General features: G+C 65.1%; 17 protein-coding genes and 1 tRNA gene. 12 read left to right on the forward strand and 6 right to left on the reverse strand.

Annotated features, from left to right (window positions below; all coding sequences use genetic code 11):
• Positions 1 to 20: 20 nt before the first annotated feature.
• The 3 genes from AC3FKH_RS22305 (at position 21) to AC3FKH_RS22315 (ending at position 3,660) form a co-directional block, all read left to right on the forward strand.
• Positions 21 to 518 carry a CvpA family protein gene (locus tag AC3FKH_RS22305; RefSeq protein ID WP_483708682.1) on the forward strand — a complete coding sequence of 166 codons (498 nt, stop codon included), beginning with the start codon at positions 21 to 23 and terminating at the stop codon, positions 516 to 518.
• Positions 519 to 618: 100 nt separating this feature from the next.
• A complete protein-coding gene (purF, locus tag AC3FKH_RS22310) occupies positions 619 to 2,145 on the forward strand; it encodes an amidophosphoribosyltransferase (protein WP_483731616.1) in 1,527 nt (508 codons plus the stop codon).
• Between the two features lie 309 nt (positions 2,146 to 2,454).
• Complete coding sequence (locus AC3FKH_RS22315) at positions 2,455 to 3,660, forward strand: O-succinylhomoserine sulfhydrylase (protein WP_488677964.1); 1,206 nt, start codon at positions 2,455 to 2,457, stop codon at positions 3,658 to 3,660.
• A 359-nt stretch (positions 3,661 to 4,019) separates the two neighbouring features.
• Here AC3FKH_RS22315 and AC3FKH_RS22320 read toward each other — a convergent pair whose 3' ends face one another.
• The 3 genes from AC3FKH_RS22320 to rpsU all read right to left on the reverse strand — a co-directional run bounded on the left by AC3FKH_RS22320 (position 4,020) and on the right by rpsU (position 6,185).
• Positions 4,020 to 4,880, reverse strand: a complete 861-nt coding sequence (locus AC3FKH_RS22320) for an ABC transporter permease (protein WP_488677965.1) — start codon at positions 4,878 to 4,880, stop codon at positions 4,020 to 4,022.
• 1 nt (position 4,881) lies between these two features.
• On the reverse strand, positions 4,882 to 5,793 hold the full coding sequence (gene nodI / locus AC3FKH_RS22325) for a nodulation factor ABC transporter ATP-binding protein NodI (protein WP_488677966.1): 912 nt from the start codon (positions 5,791 to 5,793) through the stop codon (positions 4,882 to 4,884).
• A 179-nt stretch (positions 5,794 to 5,972) separates the two neighbouring features.
• The gene (gene rpsU / locus AC3FKH_RS22330) at positions 5,973 to 6,185 is read right to left on the reverse strand and encodes a 30S ribosomal protein S21 (protein WP_211948988.1); all 213 of its coding nucleotides are present in this window, start codon (positions 6,183 to 6,185) and stop codon (positions 5,973 to 5,975) included.
• Between the two features lie 363 nt (positions 6,186 to 6,548).
• Between rpsU and AC3FKH_RS22335 the strand changes: the two genes are divergently transcribed.
• The 7 genes from AC3FKH_RS22335 to kdpE all read left to right on the forward strand — a co-directional run bounded on the left by AC3FKH_RS22335 (position 6,549) and on the right by kdpE (position 15,352).
• Complete coding sequence (locus AC3FKH_RS22335; RefSeq protein ID WP_488677968.1) at positions 6,549 to 6,905, forward strand: hypothetical protein; 357 nt, start codon at positions 6,549 to 6,551, stop codon at positions 6,903 to 6,905.
• Positions 6,905 to 6,994, forward strand: coding sequence for a K(+)-transporting ATPase subunit F (gene kdpF / locus AC3FKH_RS22340; protein WP_041679662.1), 90 nt, complete (start codon positions 6,905 to 6,907; stop codon positions 6,992 to 6,994). Before AC3FKH_RS22335 ends, kdpF begins: the two co-directional genes overlap by 1 nt.
• The gene (gene kdpA / locus AC3FKH_RS22345) at positions 6,994 to 8,811 is read left to right on the forward strand and encodes a potassium-transporting ATPase subunit KdpA (RefSeq protein WP_488677969.1); all 1,818 of its coding nucleotides are present in this window, start codon (positions 6,994 to 6,996) and stop codon (positions 8,809 to 8,811) included. The genes kdpF and kdpA overlap by 1 nt, the downstream gene beginning before the upstream one ends.
• A gap of 19 nt (positions 8,812 to 8,830) precedes the next feature.
• The gene (gene kdpB, locus AC3FKH_RS22350) at positions 8,831 to 11,047 is read left to right on the forward strand and encodes a potassium-transporting ATPase subunit KdpB (RefSeq protein WP_488677970.1); all 2,217 of its coding nucleotides are present in this window, start codon (positions 8,831 to 8,833) and stop codon (positions 11,045 to 11,047) included.
• Between the two features lie 27 nt (positions 11,048 to 11,074).
• Entirely contained in the window at positions 11,075 to 11,701 is a 627-nt protein-coding gene (kdpC, locus tag AC3FKH_RS22355; RefSeq protein WP_488677972.1) for a potassium-transporting ATPase subunit KdpC, read from the forward strand.
• Positions 11,702 to 11,779: 78 nt separating this feature from the next.
• The gene (locus AC3FKH_RS22360; RefSeq protein WP_488677973.1) at positions 11,780 to 14,632 is read left to right on the forward strand and encodes a DUF4118 domain-containing protein; all 2,853 of its coding nucleotides are present in this window, start codon (positions 11,780 to 11,782) and stop codon (positions 14,630 to 14,632) included.
• A gap of 24 nt (positions 14,633 to 14,656) precedes the next feature.
• Positions 14,657 to 15,352, forward strand: coding sequence for a two-component system response regulator KdpE (gene kdpE / locus AC3FKH_RS22365; RefSeq protein WP_488677974.1), 696 nt, complete (start codon positions 14,657 to 14,659; stop codon positions 15,350 to 15,352).
• A gap of 79 nt (positions 15,353 to 15,431) precedes the next feature.
• Here the strand turns inward: kdpE and AC3FKH_RS22370 are convergent.
• From AC3FKH_RS22370 to fdxA, 3 genes are all read right to left on the reverse strand, one after another.
• Positions 15,432 to 15,507: transfer RNA gene (locus tag AC3FKH_RS22370), tRNA-Asn, on the reverse strand.
• A 251-nt stretch (positions 15,508 to 15,758) separates the two neighbouring features.
• A complete protein-coding gene (locus AC3FKH_RS22375; RefSeq protein ID WP_483708669.1) occupies positions 15,759 to 16,865 on the reverse strand; it encodes an NAD(P)/FAD-dependent oxidoreductase in 1,107 nt (368 codons plus the stop codon).
• 74 nt (positions 16,866 to 16,939) lie between these two features.
• Positions 16,940 to 17,263: a ferredoxin FdxA gene (fdxA, locus tag AC3FKH_RS22380; RefSeq protein ID WP_483711515.1), complete on the reverse strand. Its 324-nt coding sequence runs from the start codon at positions 17,261 to 17,263 to the stop codon at positions 16,940 to 16,942.
• A 327-nt stretch (positions 17,264 to 17,590) separates the two neighbouring features.
• Here fdxA and AC3FKH_RS22385 point away from each other — a divergent pair, with 327 nt between their 5' ends.
• Both AC3FKH_RS22385 and pncB read left to right on the forward strand, forming a co-directional pair.
• Entirely contained in the window at positions 17,591 to 18,151 is a 561-nt protein-coding gene (locus AC3FKH_RS22385) for a hypothetical protein (RefSeq protein ID WP_488677975.1), read from the forward strand.
• 84 nt (positions 18,152 to 18,235) lie between these two features.
• Positions 18,236 to 19,414: a nicotinate phosphoribosyltransferase gene (gene pncB / locus AC3FKH_RS22390; protein WP_488677976.1), complete on the forward strand. Its 1,179-nt coding sequence runs from the start codon at positions 18,236 to 18,238 to the stop codon at positions 19,412 to 19,414.
• The last annotated feature ends 76 nt before the right edge of the window (positions 19,415 to 19,490 follow it).

The raw sequence follows: 19,490 nt of genomic DNA on the forward strand, positions 1-19,490 counted from the left end.
TGGCGCGGCCACCAGCAACGATGCAGCCGACTTTCTTCGACTACGCAGTCGTCTTCACCCTGCTTGCTTCCGGCCTGATCGGCGTGTTGCGCGGACTGGTCCGCGAGGTGCTGTCGCTGATCGGCTGGGTCGTGGCGTTCTGGGTTGCGTACCGCTTTGGCGGCGTGGCCGCGGGCTGGATGCCCGAGTCGCTGCCCGGCGGCGAGATCGCGCGCCATGCGCTCGGCTTTATCACCTTGCTGATCGGCACCGTGATCGGCGCGGCGCTGGCGGGCACGGTGATCGGCCAGTTGCTGGAGAGCACCGGGCTGAAGCCGGCGGATCGCGGGCTCGGGCTGGTGTTCGGGCTGCTGCGCGGTGCGCTGCTGGTGATGCTGCTGGTCACGCTGGCCGGCCTGACGAAATTGCCGGAAGAGGAATTCTGGCGCGACGCGGTGAGCCGCCCCTATGTGATGCAGGCCATGGAATCGCTGAAGCCATGGCTGCCACCGGAGCTGGCGAAGTACGTCAAGACATGACATTTGGCCTGGCACCCATGCCTGGCCGGTACGAAACGCAAGCCGTGTCCTAAGGACAAGGCTGCGCCCCTGAATCAAAGCCTTTCCCTGGGAGCTTGGCATGTGCGGTATCGTCGGCGTGGTCTCCACCTCGCCTGTCAACCAATTGATTTACGACAGCCTGCTGTTGTTGCAACACCGCGGACAGGATGCTGCCGGCATCGCCACCGCCAACGGCAGTACCTTCCACATGCACAAGGCCAACGGCCTCGTGCGCGACGTGTTCCGCACGCGCAATATGCGCGGCCTGCCGGGCACGGCCGGCATCGGCCAGGTCCGCTACCCGACCGCGGGTTCGGCCTCGAGCGAAGAAGAGGCGCAGCCTTTCTACGTCAACGCGCCGTACGGCATCATCCTGTCGCACAACGGCAACCTGACCAACTGGCAGCAGCTGCGCGAAGAGATGTTCCGCCGCGATCGCCGCCACATCAACACGCACTCGGACACCGAGGTGCTGCTGAACGTGCTGGCCGATGAGCTGCAGCGTGCCAGCCATGGCATGGCGCTGGAACCCGAGACCATCTTCACAGCCGTGGCCGGTATGCATCGCCGCGTGAAGGGCTCGTACGCCATTGCCGCGCAGATCGCGGGCTACGGCATGCTGGCCGTGCGCGACCCGTTCGGCATCCGCCCGCTGTGCCTGGGCAGCGTGGACACGCCGAGCGGCAAGGAGTGGATGGTGGCGTCCGAGTCGGTGGCGCTGGAAGGCATCGGCTACCGCCTGGAGCGCGATGTGGCGCCGGGTGAGGCCATCTTCATCGACCTCGACGGCAAGCTGCACACCAAGCAGTGCGCGGACAACCCCGTGCTGACGCCGTGCATTTTCGAATACGTCTACCTGGCTCGCCCGGATTCATGCATCGATGGCGTGCCGGTCTATGACGCACGCCTGCGCATGGGTGATTACCTGGCCGAGAAGATCCGCCAGGAAGTCTCGGCCGGCGACATCGACGTGGTCATGCCGATTCCCGATTCGAGCCGCCCGGCCGCCATGCAGGTGGCCAACCGGCTGGGCGTCGGCTACCGCGAAGGCTTCTTCAAGAACCGCTACGTGGGCCGCACCTTCATCATGCCGGGCCAGGCGGTGCGCAAGAAGTCGGTGCGCCAGAAGCTCAACGCCATGGGCGTGGAGTTCAAGGGCAAGAACGTGCTGATCGTCGATGACTCGATCGTGCGCGGCACCACGTCGTTCGAGATCGTGCAGATGGCGCGCGACGCGGGCGCCAACAAGGTGATCTTCGCCTCGGCCGCGCCGCCGGTGAAGTACCCGAACGTGTACGGCATCGACATGCCGACGCGCAGCGAGCTGGTGGCGCATGGCCGCACGCACGAAGAGATCGCGAAGATCATCGGCGCCGACAAGCTGGTGTACCAGGACGTGGAAGCGATGAAGCAGGCCGTGCGCGACATCAACCCCGCGCTGAAGGACTTCGATGCTTCGTGCTTCGATGGCCGCTATATCACCGGCGACATCGACGAAGCCTACCTGGAACGCCTGGAGACAGCGCGCAGCCAGGCGGACCGCGAAGGCACCGTCGACATGGAGCGCTCGCAACTGCACCTGCAGCGTTCGAGCGGCAACGAGTAAGCCGCGCCGGCCCCGCTTGCGTTGACGAATGCGGGGTCCGGCCGTAACATGGCCGGGCGTCGATTTGAAGGTCAGCTTGCGGACGCGGGTCCTGCCCGAAACAGCTAAAGAGATAGCCGTCAGAGGATTGTCGTCAGAAGGGAAACAAGCGGCTGCAGCCGCGCAATCCCGAGGCAATCCCAAGGTATCCGCAGAACACGCAAGCCCGTCGATCCGACCACCCGATCGCACGGGCTTTTTTCATGGCCGGCCGCTGTTGCCGGTTTGTTGGAACCACTGCATTCACGCGGGTACGACCGCGCCACCAGCATGAACGAACCGCTCAATCCTGAATCGCTTGGCATCGATACCCTCGGCGTGCGCGCCGGCACGCTGCGCAGCGAAAACATGGAGCATTCCGAGGCGATGTACCTGACCTCGAGCTTCTGTTTCAACAGTGCCGCGGAAGCCGCCGAACGCTTCGCCAACTCGGAAGAGGGCTTCACGTATTCGCGCTTCACCAACCCGACTGTGTCGATGTTCCAGTCGCGCCTGGCGGCACTGGAAGGCGCGGAGTCCTGCATGGCGACTGCCTCGGGCATGAGCGCCATTCTTTCCGTGGTGATGTCGCTGATGCAGGCGGGCGATCACCTGGTGAGCTCGCGCGCGATCTTCGGCTCGACCATGACGATGTTCGGGAATATCTTCGCGAAGTTCGGCATCGAGACCACCTTCGTCGATCCGGCGGATCTGAATGCATGGCGCGCGGCGGTGCGGCCGACCACGAAGATGTTCTTCCTGGAAACCCCGTCGAATCCGCTCACCGAAGTGGCCGATATCGCCGCCGTGGCCGAGATCGCCCACGATGCTGGCGCGCAGCTCGTCGTCGACAACTGCTTCTGTTCGCCGGCGCTGCAGCAGCCGATCAAGTTCGGCGCGGATATCGTGGTGCATTCGGCCACGAAGCACATCGACGGGCAGGGCCGCGTGCTGGGCGGCGCGGTGGTCGGCACGCGCGACTTCATCATGGGCAAGGTGTTCCCGTTCGTGCGTACGGCCGGCCCGACGCTGTCCGCGTTCAACGCCTGGGTGCTGCTGAAGGGCATGGAAACGCTGGCCATCCGCATGGAGCGGCATTCCGTCAACGCGCTCGCGCTGGCCGAGTTCCTGGAATCGCATCCTGCCGTGGCGCGCGTATTCCACCCCGCGCTCAAGTCGCATCCGCAGCACGAGATCGCCATTCGCCAGCAAAGCGGCGGTGGCGCCATCGTGTCGTTCGAACTGAAGGGCGCCACGCCCGAGCAGCAGCGCGCGAATGCCTGGCGCGTGATCGACAACACGCGGCTGTGCTCGATCACCGGCAACCTCGGCGACACGCGTACCACGATTACGCATCCGTACACGACCACGCATGCGCGCGTCACGCCCGAAGCCAAGGCGGCTGCGGGCGTTGGCGAAGGGCTGATTCGACTGGCGGTGGGCCTGGAGTCGGTGGCCGATCTGAAGGCTGACCTGCTGCGCGGACTGGGCGAGTAAGACGAAGCGTGTGCCGGCTCAGGGTGTCTGGGCCGGTGTCTCGCTATCGCTGCCGGCCACGGCCTTGACGCCGGCCTTGGTCACATCATAGGTTGCTCCGACCGCCGTCGACGCAACGCTGACGGCGGCAGAGCCTACGGTCGCCGCGGTCGATACCGCAGCGCTGCCAACGGCCACGGTTGCCCCGACTACGCTGCATCCTGCAAGAGTGGCGCCAGCCAGAACAGCGCCAGCGAGGCGGACGGCGTGATGTGAGGGTCGGGAAAAACCGGAAAATGAGAACGGCATGCAAGGCTGCCCGGCGGGCAAATGAATAAGCGCCGGGTCATCAGGCCCGGGCAACCGGCCGCCTGCGTATTTCAGCGCAGCAAGCGGCGCCGCAACAGTACCAGCGAAAGCACCAGCGCGACAATGGCATAGGCCGCCAGCACGGCGATATGCAGTGCGGCGTTGTCGATCGGACGTCCGAGCATCAGCGGCCGGATCATTGCCACTGCATGCGCGAGCGGCAGGACATTGGTGGCTGCCCTCGCTCCGTCTGGCAACTGCTCCAGCGGAAAGAACACACCCGAGAGCAGCAGCATCGGCGTGATGACCAGCGTCTGGTAGAACATGAAGAAATCATAGCCGGGGGCCAGCGCCGTCACGATCATCGCCAGGCTGGCGAAGGTGATGCCCGCCAGCACGATTACCGGCAGCGCCAGCAGCGCGCCTGGCATGTGCGCATAACCCAATGCTCCCGCCACCAGCATGATGGCGAGCCCCGACAGCACGGCCTTGCTAGCCGCCCACAGGATCTCTCCGAGCACCACGTCGCCGAGTGTCAGCGGCGCGTGCATGATCGCTTCCCACGTGCGCTGCACGTGCATGCGCGAAAACGCCGAATACATGGACTCGAAGCTAGCCGACATCATTACGCTCGATGCCGTGGTACCGGCCGCGAGAAACGCGATATACGGAACCCCATGCACCTGCCCGACCAGCAGGCCAAGCCCGATCCCCAGGCCGAACAGGTAGATCATCGGGTCGGCCAGGTTGCCGATCATCGACGGCAGGGCCAGCTTTTTCCACACCATGTAGTTGCGGTACCAGACCATCATCCAGTTGCGCAAGTTGCGCGGCAGCACCGGCTGCCGGTAGTGCTGCCGCGGTTCGGTGCCCTGGCGGGCGTGGCCGACCTCTGCGGTGGCCGCTTCCTGGCGCGGATCCTGTTCACTCATGTCAGTCCCTCATCTCGCGGCCGGTCAGCTTGAGGAACACGTCCTCGAGGTTGGCCGGCCGGTGCAGGTAGCGTACGCCGCTCTGGCCGTGCAGCGCGGCCAGCAGCGGGGCGGGCTCGCGCACGTAGCAGAAGAGCGTCTCGCCGCTCATTTCGGTGCGCTCGGCCAGCGGTGTCAGGCTGCCGCGCAGCGAGTCCAGTTCATCGCCGTAGACTTCGACCACGTCGCACCCGATCTGGCTGTCGATCAACTCGTGCGGCTTGCCTTCGGCAATCTTGCGGCCGCCATCGATCACGCACAGGTAGTTGCACAGGCGCTCGGCCTCTTCCATGAAGTGCGTGGTCAGCAGGATGGTTTTGCCGCTCGCCATCAGCGATTTCAGCCGCTCCCAGATCAGGTGCCGGGCCTGCGGGTCGAGCCCGGTGGTGGGCTCGTCCATGATCAGCAGGTCGGGGTCGTTGATCAGCGCGCGGGCCACCGTCAGGCGCCGGCGCATGCCGCCGGACAGGTCGCGCACCTGGGCATTGGCACGGTTCTCCAGTCGCGCGAACTCGAGCAGGGCGGGTACGCGCTGCGCGATCACGGCCGAGGACAGGCCGAAGTAACGGCCGAAAATGCGCAGGTTCTCGATGACCGAGAAATCCGGGTCGAGGTTGTCGAACTGCGGCACGACGCCGACGCGCATGCGCGCCTGCGGTGCGCGCTCGGGAATCGGTTCGCCGCAGAGCGTCAGCGAGCCGCCTGCCGGCGTGGTCAGGCCCAGCAGCAGCCGCAGCGTCGTGGTCTTGCCGGCGCCGTTGGGCCCGAGCAGCCCGAAGCACTGGCCGCGATGCACCTGCAGGTCCAGGTCGTTGACGACGACCGTATCGCCGTATTGCTTGCGCACCTTGCGCAACTCGAGGATGGCAGTCAAGGCAGGAAGACGGTTGGCGCGCCGGCGGGCGCAATATCCGCCATTATGCCGGTCATCGCCACGCATGACCGGTGCTGCGCTGCACTATGCCCCGGGGTCGCTTCAGCATGGTGGCGTGATACGCGCGCACATAAAAAAAACCGCCAGCATGCTGGCGGTTTTTTATGGTGCGAACCGAATCAGTACATCTTCTTCGGCAGCATCTGCATGCGCAGGCGCTTGCGCAGGCGCGCTTCGGCAGCCTTCTTCTTGCGCTTGCGCTCGGTCGTGGGCTTTTCGTAGGCGGTGCGGCTCTTCAGCTCGACGATCAGGCCAGTCTGCAGAATGGAGCGGCGGAAGCGACGCATTGCAACTTCAACCGGCTCACCGGGTTTCAAGACGATCTTGGTCAATTCAGTCCTTTAGGGGATGGCTGCCGCGCAAGCGGCTGGTTCAAACGAGGGGAAACTGCGGCCGCCGGGGCGGCTGGTATTGCACACGGGGCAGACACTGCCCTGTATGCACCCCCGCGAACCTGAAAGATGTGGACCGGTGAGTCCGTGCAACCAGTGTCAGGGGTGATAGCGCCGGGTTCCTTATGCATCGGGAGCCTGGCAGTACCGGTTTCCGTAAAAAGCTATACGCCCGTAACTATGGCACGTATACGACGCAAATGTCAAGAACGTGCCGTGATTCGGGAGGCATCGCGCGCTACGCGTTACCAGTAATGTGGCCCGTGAATCGCCCCCGGAGCCGTGATGCCGACTTCAGGGCCGATGCAAGCCGAGGACGTGAATTTACACCAGGTTGATGCCGCGGCGGTGAATTCTCGACTGTCCCTGCCGATGGCGGTCGCTCCTGCGTCTTTATATGTTCTTTATATCGACTCCCGGTCTTTCTACCCCGTTTTTAGGGGCCGCTCCATAAGCTTCCCGGTGTCAGTCACTCCTGGATCGATTGTCATGGACGGGTTCTTCCTGATCGCCTTGATCGCATTGGCTGCCGCCAGCGCGGCATTGCTATGGCTGTGCGCCGCCTTGGGCGCCAATGAGGCGAAGGCCGCCGCCGGGCATGATGGCCTGCACAACGACGCCGCGCCTGGCAACCAAAACGCTGCCGGCAGGGGGTTGTGATGGATTGGGCCGATCTGTTGAGCGGCGCATTGGCCGCGCTGATTTTCATCTACCTCCTGATCGCGCTGTTCCGCCCGGAGAAGTTCTGATGTCAACCGAATTCCTGGGCCTGCTGGCCCTGTACCTGGCAATCCTGTTTGCCATCGCGCCGATCGTCGGTCGCTACATGCGGCGCGCGATGGAGGACGGCACCTACAAGCTGACCGCTTGGGGACGTCCGATCGAGCGCCTTCTTTACAAGCTAGCCGGCGTCCGCGCAGATGCGGGGATGGGCTGGAAGCAGTACGCGATTGCCGTGCTTGCATTCAACCTGCTTGGCGTGGTCGCGGTCTACGCGCTGCAACGGCTGCAGGGCTACCTGCCGCTCAATCCACAAGGCTTCGGCGCCGTGTCGCCCGACTCGGCCTTCAATACTGCCATCAGCTTTGTCGCCAACACCAACTGGCAGGGCTACGCGGGCGAGTCGACGATGAGCTACCTGACGCAGATGCTGGCGCTCACGGTGCAGAACTTTGTCTCCGCGGCGACCGGCATCGCGGTGGTATTCGCGCTGATCCGCGGCTTTGCGCGCCAGCGCAGCGCGACCATTGGCAACTTCTGGGTCGACGTGACGCGCAGCACGCTATACGTGCTGATGCCGATCGCGACCGTGATCGCGCTGGCACTGGTCAGCCAGGGCGTGATCCAGAATTTGGACAGCTACAAGGAGGTCAGCCTGGTCACGCCGGTCGAGTACAGCCAGCCCAAGGTCGATGCGGCCGGGCAGCCGGTGCTCGACGCCCAGGGCAAGCCAGTCACCGAAGACCTGAAGACCGACAAGCAGACGCTCGCCATGGGCCCGGTGGCTTCTCAGGAAGCCATCAAGATGCTCGGCACCAACGGTGGCGGCTTCTTCAACGCGAACTCGGCGCACCCATACGAGAACCCGAGCGCACTCGCCAACCTGATCGAGATGCTGGCCATCTTCCTGATCCCGGCCGCGCTGTGCTTCACCTTTGGCGAGATGGTGAAGGACCGGCGCCAGGGCGTGGCGGTGCTCGCTTCGATGACGGTGATCTTCGTGGTCATGGCATGTGTGGCCTCGATGTCCGAGTTGCACGTGAACGCTGCCCTCGCCGGACTACCGATCGATCACGCGGCTTCCGCACTGCAGGCAGGCGGCAATATGGAAGGCAAGGAAACGCGCTTTGGCATGGCGGCGTCGGCGCTGTTCGCCACCATCACCACGGCGGCTTCGTGCGGCGCGGTCAATGCGATGCATGATTCCTTCACCGCCATCGGCGGCCTGGTACCGATGCTGCTGATGCAGCTCGGCGAAGTCGTGTTCGGCGGCGTCGGCTCGGGCCTCTACGGCATGCTCGTGTACGCGGTGCTGGCGGTGTTCATCGCCGGCCTGATGATCGGGCGCACGCCGGAATACCTGGGCAAGAAGATCGAGGCGTACGAGATGAAGATGGCCGCCGTGGCGATCCTGGTCACGCCACTGCTGGTGTTGCTTGGCACGTCGATCGCAGTGATGACCGAGGCGGGCAGGGCGGGCGTGTTCAACCCGGGCACGCACGGCTTCAGCGAGATCCTCTATGCACTGTCTTCTGCGGCCAACAACAACGGCAGCGCCTTTGCCGGCCTGTCCGCCAACACGCCGTTCTACAACACCCTGCTTGCCGCGGCGATGTGGTTCGGCCGCTTCTGGATCATCATCCCTGTCCTCGCGCTGGCCGGCTCGCTGGCGGCGAAGAAGCGGCTGCCGGTCACGGCCGGCACCATGCCTACACATGGCGCGCTGTTCGTGGTGCTGCTGGTCGGCTCGGTGCTGATGGTAGGCGCGCTGACCTATGTCCCGGCCCTGGCACTGGGGCCCGTTGCCGAGGAGCTGCAGGGCGCAGTGACGGCGATTGCCAAGTAAGCGTATTGCGGAGAAACGCATGCAACAAGAATCCATGGCGACGCAGAGCAAGGCTGGCGGCGCCGCATCCGGCGCCCAAGCATCGGCGGCAACGTCCACGACGCCTGCGAGCGTTGCCATCCAGGCGCCCGGCCAGCATCATCGTCCTCCACGGCGCGGCATGTTCGCGCCCGAGCTGGTCAGACCAGCTCTGGTGGCCGCGCTGAAGAAGCTGTCGCCGCGCGAGCAACTGCGCAACCCGGTGATGTTCGTGGTGTACGTGGCCAGCATCCTGACCACCATCCTGTTCCTCAAGTCGCTGGCCGCGCCCGCAGCGGCGGGTGGGGAAAGTGCCGGCTTTATCCTCGCCATCTCGGTCTGGCTCTGGTTCACGGTGCTGTTCGCCAACTTTGCCGAAGCGCTGGCGGAAGGCCGCAGCAAGCAGCAGGCGGAATCGCTGCGTGGACTGAAGACCACCGCCACGGCTCGCGTGCTGGTGGACGGCAAGCGAGGCGGCGCGACGGAAACGCGCGCGGCCACCACCTTGCGGCGCGGCGATATCGTGCTGGCCCAGGCCGCAGACATGATCCCCGGCGACGGCGAAGTCATCGAGGGCGTGGCGTCGGTGGACGAGAGCGCCATTACCGGCGAATCCGCGCCGGTGATCCGCGAATCGGGTGGCGATTTTTCGTCGGTGACCGGCGGCACGCGCGTGCTGTCCGACTGGATCGTGATACGCATCACCACCAATCCGGGCGAAAGCTTCATCGACCGCATGATCGGCATGGTCGAGGGCGCCAAGCGGCAGAAGACGCCTAATGAACTGGCGCTGACGATCCTGCTGGTGGGCCTGACCATCGTGCTGCTGCTGGCAACCGCCACGCTGCTGCCGTTTTCGCTCTACAGCGTGCTGGTTACCAGGGCCGGCCTTCCGGTGACGATCACCGTGCTGGTTGCATTGCTGGTGTGCCTGATCCCGACGACGATCGGCGGGCTGCTGTCAGCCATCGGCGTGGCGGGCATGAGCCGCATGATGGAGGCGAACGTCATTGCCACCTCGGGCCGCGCGGTGGAAGCCGCGGGCGACGTGGATGTGCTGCTGCTCGACAAGACCGGCACCATTACCCACGGCAATCGCCAGGCCTCGCGCTTCATGCCCGCACCGGGCATCGCGGCCCAGCAGCTGGCACAGGCGGCATGGCTGTCTTCGCTTGCCGACGAGACGCCGGAAGGGCGCAGCATCGTGACGCTCGCGCGCCAGCAGGGTGTTGCCGCACCCGACATGGCAGTGCTACGGCCGGTGTTCATCCCGTTCACGGCGCAGACGCGCATGAGCGGCGTGGACCTACGCAATGGCGACGGCGAGCGCATCGTGCGCAAGGGCGCCGCTGATGCCGTGCGCCGTTTCGTGACCGAGCGCGCCGGCAAGTTTCCCGAGGCCGTGATGCAGGCAGTAGACGATGTGGCCCGCGCGGGCAGCACGCCTCTGGTGGTGGCAGAGGAAGCCGACGGCAATGTGCGCGTGCTGGGCGTGGTCGAACTCAAGGACATTGTAAAGACCGGTATCCGCGAGCGCTTCGCCGAGTTGCGCAAGATGGGCATCAAGACCGTGATGATCACCGGCGACAACCGGCTGACCGCGGCGACCATCGCAGCCGAAGCCGGTGTCGATGACTTCCTTGCCGAAGCGACGCCAGAGGCCAAGCTCAAGCTGATTCGCCAGTACCAGGGCGAAGGCCGCCTCGTGGCGATGACCGGTGACGGCACCAATGATGCGCCGGCGCTGGCCCAGGCCGATGTCGCGGTGGCGATGAACAGCGGCACGCAGGCGGCGAAAGAGGCCGGCAATATGGTCGACCTCGACAGCAACCCGACCAAGCTGATCGAGATCGTCGAGATCGGCAAGCAGATGCTGATGACGCGCGGATCGCTCACGACGTTCAGCGTGGCCAACGACGTGGCCAAGTACTTCGCCATCATCCCGGCCGCGTTTGCCACCACCTACCCGCAACTGAACCTGCTGAACGTGATGGGACTGACCACGCCGTCGTCGGCCATCATGTCGGCCGTGATCTTCAACGCGCTGATCATCGTGGCGCTGATACCGCTGGCGCTCCGGGGCGTGGCCTACCGGCCGCTCGGCGCGGCGGTGATCCTGCGTCGCAACCTGCTGGTCTATGGCCTCGGCGGCATCCTGGTGCCCTTTGCCGGGATCAAGCTGATCGACATGGTGCTGGCCCTGCTGGGCTGGGTCTGAGCATTCCTTTGCATAGAGAAGGCATTCATGAATACGCACATGCAATCCACGCAACCCGCCCCGATCGAGCCGCAGCAAGGAGCGCTGCTGCGGCCGGCGCTGGTCGTCTTCATCGCGCTGTCGCTGCTGACGGGTTTGCTGTACCCCGGCGTGATCACCGCAATATCTAAGGCGGTGTTCCCGCAGCAGGCAGCCGGCTCGCTGATCGTCAGGGACGGCAAAACGGTGGGCTCGGCCCTGATCGGGCAGCCGTTCTCGGATCCGAAGTATTTCTGGGGCCGCCTGTCGGCCACTGCGCCCATGCCGTATAACGCGGCGGCATCGGCCGGTTCCAACTTCGGGCCGACCAACCCCGCGCTGACCGATGCCGCGCGCGCACGCATCGATGCCCTGCGCGCGGCGGACCCGGACAACAAGGCGGCGGTGCCGGTCGATCTTGTCACGGCCTCCGGCAGCGGACTGGATCCGCACATCAGCCTGGCGGCAGCCGATTACCAGGTATCGCGCGTGGCGCGCCTGCGCGGATTGGCGCCGGAGACTGTGCGGGAATTGATCCGTGCGAACACGGAGTCGCCGTTGCTGGCCGTGCTGGGTGACCCCGGCGTCAATGTGCTCAAGCTGAACCTCGCGCTGGATGCGGCATCCGGCAAATAGGCCGGCAATGCGGGCGCGCTTTGGCGCGCGTGGCACAATCCGACCGTGCCCGACCCTGCGTCGGGAAGTGCGCTAACCATGCCCGAATTGCCATCTCCCGCTGAACGTCCGGACCCGGACAGCCTGCTGCAGCGCATGCAGGAGGAGGGCGCGCGCGCCGCGCGGGGCAAGCTGCGCGTCTACTTCGGTGCCTCTGCCGGTGTAGGCAAGACCTTTGCCATGCTGAGCGCAGCACGGTCGCTGAGAGAGCAGGGCGCAGATGTGGTCATCGGCGTGGTCGAGACGCATGGCCGTGCCGAGACCGAGGCGCTGATCGACGGCATCGAGCGCCTGCCGATGCGGGACGTGCCGTACCGGGACCGCGTGCTCTCGGAGTTTGACCTGGACGGTGCGCTGGCGCGTCGACCGGCGCTGGTGCTGGTCGACGAGCTGGCCCATTCGAACGCGGCCGGCAGCCGGCATCCGAAGCGCTGGCAGGACATCCAGGAATTGCAGTCGTCAGGCATCGACGTCTGGACGACGGTCAATGTCCAGCACCTCGACAGCCTCAATGAAGCCGTTGGTGGCATCACTGGTATCCGCGTCTGGGAAACCGTGCCCGACGCCGTCTTCGACAGTGCCGACGAAGTGATCCTGGTCGACCTGCCCGCCGATGAACTGCTGCGGCGCCTGCAGGAAGGCAAGGTCTACCTGCCGGAGCAGGCGCGCCACGCGGTGCGCAATTTCTTCCGCAAGGGCAACCTGATCGCGCTGCGTGAACTGGCCCTGCGGCGCACGGCCGATCGCGTCGACGATGATGTGCGTGCCTATCGCCGCGCCGAGTCGATCCAGTCTGTCTGGCGCACGCGCGAGGCGGTGCTGGCCTGCATCGGGGCTGGCAGCGATGCCGAGCAGGTGGTCCGGAGCGCGCGCAGGCTTGCCGGCCAGCTCGATTGCGACTGCCATGTGATCTCCGTGGCCGCGCCACGGCTCGCGGCCGTGCCCGATGCCGAGCGCGTGCGGCTGGAGTCGGCGATGCGCCTGGCCGAGGATCTGGGCGCGCGCACCGAAACGCTTGCGGGCAGCGACATGGTGCAGGCCGTTGCCGGCTATGTCCGGCGCCACAACCTGACCAAGGTGGTGCTCGGTCGCACGCCGGCGCGATGGCGGCGCCGCGACGGATCGCTGCTGATGCAAGGGCGCGCGCTGCTGGCGGGGGCGCTTGCGCCGTTCCTGGGTGCGCAGGCCTGGCTGTTCGGCCGCAAGAGCTTTGCCGATGCGTTGTCCGCCGCATGCCCCGAGATCGACGTGATACGTGTGGCCGCGGATACCACGCGCATGGATGTCAAGCCCGCGAGCGCGCCGGTACCGCTCGAGGAGAGCGAGGCCGTGCGGGCGCAGGAGCGCCGCGTACGCATGCGTTCTTACCTGTGGGCCATGGCCTGGTGTGCGGGCACGACCGCCGTGTCGATGCTGGCCCGGCCGTGGTTCGACCTGGTCAATATCGCCATGCTGTTCCTGGTGGCGGTGGTTGGCGTGGCATTGCGGCATGGGCGCGCTGCATCGGCGTTGGCGTCGGTGATTGCCGTAGGGGCCTTCGATTTTTTCTTCGTGCCACCGAGGCTTTCCTTTTCAGTCAGCGACGTGCAGTACCTGCTCACCTTCCTGGTGCTGCTGTCGGTGGGCCTGGTGATCGGCCAGCTCACCGCCGGGCTGCGCGAGCAGGCCGAGGTGGCGGTGCAGCGCGAGACCGACGCGCGCACGCTCTACGAACTCGCACGCGAACTGTCGTCGTCATTGATGACCGAGCAGATCGTTTCGATCGGCAGCCGCTTCCTGCGCGCGGCCTTCGATGCGCGCTCGGCGTTCTTCCTGGTAGGGTCGGATGGTCGCCTGTTGCCTCCTGCGATCGAGCCGGGGCAAGCCGATGCGCACAGCGACGCAATCGACCGCGTGCTTGCGCAATGGGTGTTTGACCACGGCCAGCCGGCCGGCACGGGCACGCACACGCTGCCGGCCGGCACGGTGCTGTACCTGCCGCTCAAGGCGCCGATGCAGACGCGCGGCGTGCTGGCGGTGGAACCGCGAGCGTGGCGCGCATTTGCCCAGCCGGCGTTGCGGCGGCAGGTGGACGTGTTCGCGACGCTGATCGCCATCACCATCGAGCGGCTGCACTATGTCGACGTCGCGCAGCAGGCGCTGCTGTCGATGGAGTCGGAGCGGCTGCGCAGCTCGCTGCTGGCCGCGGTGTCACACGACCTGCGCACGCCGCTGACCAGCCTGATCGGCATGGCCGAGACCTTGCAGCGTGGCGATCCGCCGCTCGCGCCACGCGTCGCCGATACGGTGGCCGCAATGCGAGAACAGGCCAGGCGCATGAGTACCATGGTGGTCAACCTGCTCGACATGGCGAGGCTGCAGGGACGCGACGTACGCATGCGGAAGGAATGGCAGTCATTCGAAGAGCTGGTCGGCGCGGCGCTTGGCGCGTTGCGCGACGCGCTTGCACTGCATCGCGTCGTGGTGGCGGACTTGTCCACGATGCCGCTGGTCGAGTGCGATGCCGTGCTGATCGACCGCGTGCTGTGCAACCTGCTGGAGAATGCCGCGAAATACACGCCGGTCGGCACCGAGATCCGGATCCGTGCCGAATCCACGGATGAAGAGGTGCGCCTGCTGGTGGAAGACGATGGCCCCGGCGTGCCGGCCGGTAGCGAACGGCAGATCTTCGATAAATTCACGCGGGGCGAGCGCGAATCGGTGACGACCGGCGTGGGCCTTGGGCTCGCCGTCTGCGATGCGATCGTGCAGGCCCATGGCGGACGCATCTGGGTCGAACCCGTGCGTGAAGCGGCCATGCCGGATGTTGGCATCGGCGCCCGCTTCGTGGTGGCCCTGCCGCGCGGCAATCCGCCGGTAATCGAGCCCGAGGCGGCGGACATCCCCGCGTAATCGCATTCAGACGGAGCGCCACAGATGCCTTTCGAATTTTCGCCCACGGTGCTGCTGGTCGAGGACGAACCCCATATCCGCCGCTTCGTGCGCACGGCCCTGCAGGCTGAAGGCTGCACCGTGCACGAGGCGGAGAACCTCAAGCGCGGCCTGATCGAGGCGGGCACGCGCCAGCCGGATCTGGTGGTGCTTGACCTTGGTTTGCCCGATGGCGACGGCGTCAACCTGATCGGCGAAGTGCGCACCTGGACCGAGGTGCCGATCCTGGTGCTGTCCGCGCGCAGTGGCGAAGAAGACAAGATCGGCGCGCTCGATGCCGGTGCCGACGATTACCTGACCAAGCCATTCGGCGTGGGCGAACTGGTGGCGCGCCTGCGCGTGCTGCTGCGCCGGCATGCGCGATCGAATCCGCATGGATCGACGCAGATCGCATTTGGCGAGGTGCAGGTCGACCTGGCGAACCGGATGGTCATGCGCGCGGGACAGGCAGTGCACCTGACGCCGATCGAATATCGACTGTTGTCGGTACTGATCGCGCATCGCGGCAAGGTGATGACGCATCGCGAGTTGCTGCGCGAGGTCTGGGGGCCTTCGCATTCCGAGAGCAGCCAGTATCTGCGGGTCTATATGGGCCACTTGCGGCACAAGCTCGAAGCGGACCCGGCGCAGCCTGTGCATTTGCTCACGGAGGTCGGGCTCGGCTACCGGTTTGCGGGGTAAGACGCTGGGGCAGGGTGAGAACGAATCGACAAAAAGAAAAAGGCCGATGCTTGCGCATCGGCCTTCGTCTTGTATCGGATGGCTCCCCGACCTGGGCTCGAACCAGGGACCTACGGATTAACAGTCCGGCGCTCTACCGACTGAGCTATCGGGGAACAGCAGAGAAAGAGATTATAGCCAGCGCCTCATTTCTTCGTCAACACCTTTTGGCATATTTTTCTTGCCGGCTGGTCTGGCGAGGTGCCTGGCAGCTGCGCTCTGCGCTGCAGGTGCGCCTGATTGGTGGCGCTCCGGTGTCGCGTTCAACAGCGAGGCCGAATGATAGGCGAGCCCCCGGTCGGCGCCCACAAGAAAAAAGCCGCCATTCAGGCGGCTTTTCGTTTGATCGCTCCTGTCCGGACCGTGATCAGTCGAACACCGGCGATTCCACGCCGAGCACCTTGTGCAGCTTCGGCGAGGTGGTCGTGTACTGCATGTGGATCTTCTTTTCGGGGAAGATATATGGTGCAGCACCGAACGCGGCCAGCGCGGCCTCGTGGAAGCCCGACAGGATCAGCTTCTTCTTGCCGGGGTAGGTGTTGATGTCGCCCACCGCGAAGATGCCTGGAATATTGGTCTGGAACTTCTCGGTGTCCACCTTGATCTGCTTGCGCTCCAGGTCCAGGCCCCACTCGGCGATCGGGCCGAGCTTGGGCGACAGGCCAAAGAACACCAGCAGGTCGTCCAGCGGCAGGCGGCGGGTGACGCCGTCGGCACCAGTCACCTTCACCTCGGTGAGCACGCCATCCTTCTCTTCATAGCCGCCGATCTGGCCGACCAGGAACTGCATTTCCATCTGTTCGCAAAGATCCTTCATCTTCGCGACCGAAGCCGGAGCCGCGCGGAAGCCGTCGCGGCGGTGGATCATCACGACCGACTCGGCCTTGCCGACGAGATCCAGCGCCCAGTCCAGCGCCGAGTCGCCGCCGCCGACGATCACCAGGTTGCGGCCGTGGAAGCGGCTCGGATCCTTGACCCGGTAGAACAACTGCTTGCCATCGAACTTGTCGATGCCGTCGACCTTCAGTGTGCGCGGCTGGAACGAGCCCACGCCCGCGGCGATGAAAATGGTCTTGGTGATGAAGCGGGTTCCGAGCGAGGTCTCGACGAAGAAGCGGCCATCTTCACGGCGCTCGACCACGGAGACTTCCTGGCCCAGGTGGAAGGTGGGCTCGAACGGTTCGATCTGCTTGAGCAGGTTGTCGGTCAGTTCCTGTCCGGTGCAGCTGGGCACGGCCGGGATGTCGTAGATCGGCTTGTCCGGATACAGCTCCACGCACTGGCCGCCCACCACCTTGAGGGAGTCGATGACGTGTGCCTTGATTTCGAGCAGGCCCAGCTCGAACACCTGGAACAGGCCCACGGGGCCTGCACCGACGATCAGCGCGTCGATTTCCAGCGGCTGACCGCCGGCGGTGTTGCTGGCGGCGGCTTTCGTCGTGTCGGCAACGGGATTGGGAATGCTCAAGTCCATATTCGTCCTGATACGTTGTGGGCATCGCGTGCCCGGCATTGCGGAAAGCGCGTGGGGACGGCTTTCTAGTCGGTTCAGCGCTGCAGGTACTGCAGCTTGTCGGTCGCGTCCTTCCACTCTTCGGCCTCGGCCAGCGGGGCCTTGGTCTTGGTGATGGACGGCCAATTGCGCGCCAGCTCGACGTTCAGCTGAATGAACTGCTGCTGGTCGCCCGGGACGTCTTCCTCGGCGTAAATGGCATTCACCGGGCATTCGGCCACGCACACCGCGCAGTCGATACACTCATCCGGGTCAATGGCCAGAAAGTTCGGGCCTTCACGGAAACAATCCACCGGACATACGTCAACGCAGTCTGTGTAGCGGCAACGGATGCAGGATTCGGTGACAACGTGAGTCATTTCGGTTCCAGGAAAACGGGTCGGCTTTTGATGGGAAACTGGTTTCGGCCGCTTGTTTGCCGGCGCTGCAACGAGCATTGCCGCCAAATGGCGATCTGCACGGGGCGAGCGCGGGCCGTGGCCTTTCAGAAACCGATATTGTATCCGAGCCTCCGGGCAAGGATAGCGGGTCTATATAGCTGGATCAGATAGTTTTCTTATTTCTTTATGTATATTTGATTGCGAACAGGTCTGTGCCAGATAGTGCGGCAATGGCACGATGCGACGGTCCCGGAAGCACTTCCGATCGCCGCATGCTCCGTCACGGCCAATCACCAGGAGATCACCATGCCTTGCCAGCATCGCTTTGGTCCGTGGGAGTTCCTCGGAGGCACGCGTTACCGGGCCTTGTTCGGGTGGCTGGGGCTTATCGGACTGCACTTGCTGGCGTCGACACTCCCGGCCGGCGCGAACGCGCAGACGTTGTCCGAGCCGGGCATGGCCGACAGCGTGGTGTCCCGCCTGGTGGCATGGCGCACGCGTTCGGATCAGCCGGTGACGCTGGCGGCACTGACGAGTTTCGACTGGGAGAGCTTCAGCGTCACCCGGGCCCCAGCCGGAGATGCCATGGCCAATTGCGGGCGGGCCGGGCTGTTGCCATGCGGCCCCGAACTGCAACCTGATGCCCGCCAGATGGTGCAGGTGCTGAGTTTCCAGCGCGCGGGACACCAGGTCTATGCCGAGCGCATCATGGCGGAGAACGGCGCGTTCGCCGAGCCATTGCCGGTGCGGGTGCCGCGCGCCGCGGCAACGCTGGTGTCTTGCCGCGGCGGCGATGGCCGTCCCTTGTGGTGTGTGCAGGGCGTCGCGGCCCCGCGGCGGCCGCAACCGTTTCTCGACGGCGGCTGACCGGGCGTTCGAACACCCATCCGCCCGCCAGGGCGGACATCGGTTAGCATGTGTGCCTGACCCGGCATCGCCGTCTGGCCCGTTATGATCATTCCATCCCTGCTCGACACCGACCTGTACAAGTTCACGATGATGCAGGTGGTGCTGCACCATTTCCCGCAGGCGCACGTCGAGTACCGCTTCAAGTGCCGGAACGCGGGCGTCGACCTGACCCCGTACATCGAGGAGATCCGCGCGGAGGTGGCGCACCTGTGCAGCCTGCGCTTCTCGGACGAGGAGCTCGACTACCTGCGGGGCATGCGTTTCATCAAGAGCGATTTCGTCGATTTCCTCGCGCTGTTCCACCTGAACCAGAAGTACGTCTCGATCGAACCCGCGCCGCAGGGCAATGGCGAGATCGAGATTGCGATCCGTGGCCCGTGGCTGCATACCATCCTGTTCGAGGTGCCGCTGCTGGCCATCGTCAACGAGGTGTACTTCCGCCGCACCCGGCCCGAGCCCGACCTTGCCGAAGGCCGCCGCCGGCTGGATGAGAAGCTGACGTTGCTGCAGGCACCGAAATACCGCGATTGCGTGATCGCGGACTATGGCACGCGCCGCCGCTTCTCGCGCGGCTGGCAGGAAGAGGTCCTGCTGGCGATGCGTGGCATGCTGGGGCCGCAACTGGCAGGCACGAGCAACGTGCATTTCGCGCGCCTGCACAATATGGTGCCGCTGGGTACCATGGCCCACGAGTATCTGCAGGCGTGCCAGGCGCTGGGCCCGCGCCTGCGCGATTCGCAGGTCTTCGCGCTGGAAAGCTGGGCGCGCGAATACCGCGGTGACCTTGGCATTGCGCTGTCGGATACCTACGGCTTCGACGCGTTCCTCCGCGACTTCGACCTGTATTTCTGCAAGCTGTTCGACGGCGTGCGCCACGATTCCGGCGACCCGTTCCTGTGGGGCGAGCGGATGCTGGCGCACTATGCGGCCAACCGCGTCGACCCGCTCGGCAAGACGCTGATCTTCAGCGACAGCCTCGATATCCCGCGCGTCATCGAGCTGTACGAGCGCTTTCATGGCCGCTGCCGGCTGGCGTTCGGTGTTGGCACCAACTTGACCAACGACCTTGGTTATACGCCGCTGCAGATCGTCATCAAGATGGTCCGCTGCAATGGGCAGCCAGTGGCCAAGCTGTCGGATACGCCGGAAAAGACCATGTGCGACGATCCCGGCTACCTGGCCTACCTGCGCCAGGTGTTCGAGGTCCAGGCGCCTGCTTAGCAATTTTCAACAGATTCGGGGCGAGGGCGGGGCAGGACGCGCCACTATAATGGCGTGCATTGCCACGCATGTTCAT

The organism is Cupriavidus sp. 21MJTG02-4 (genome assembly GCF_057798975.1).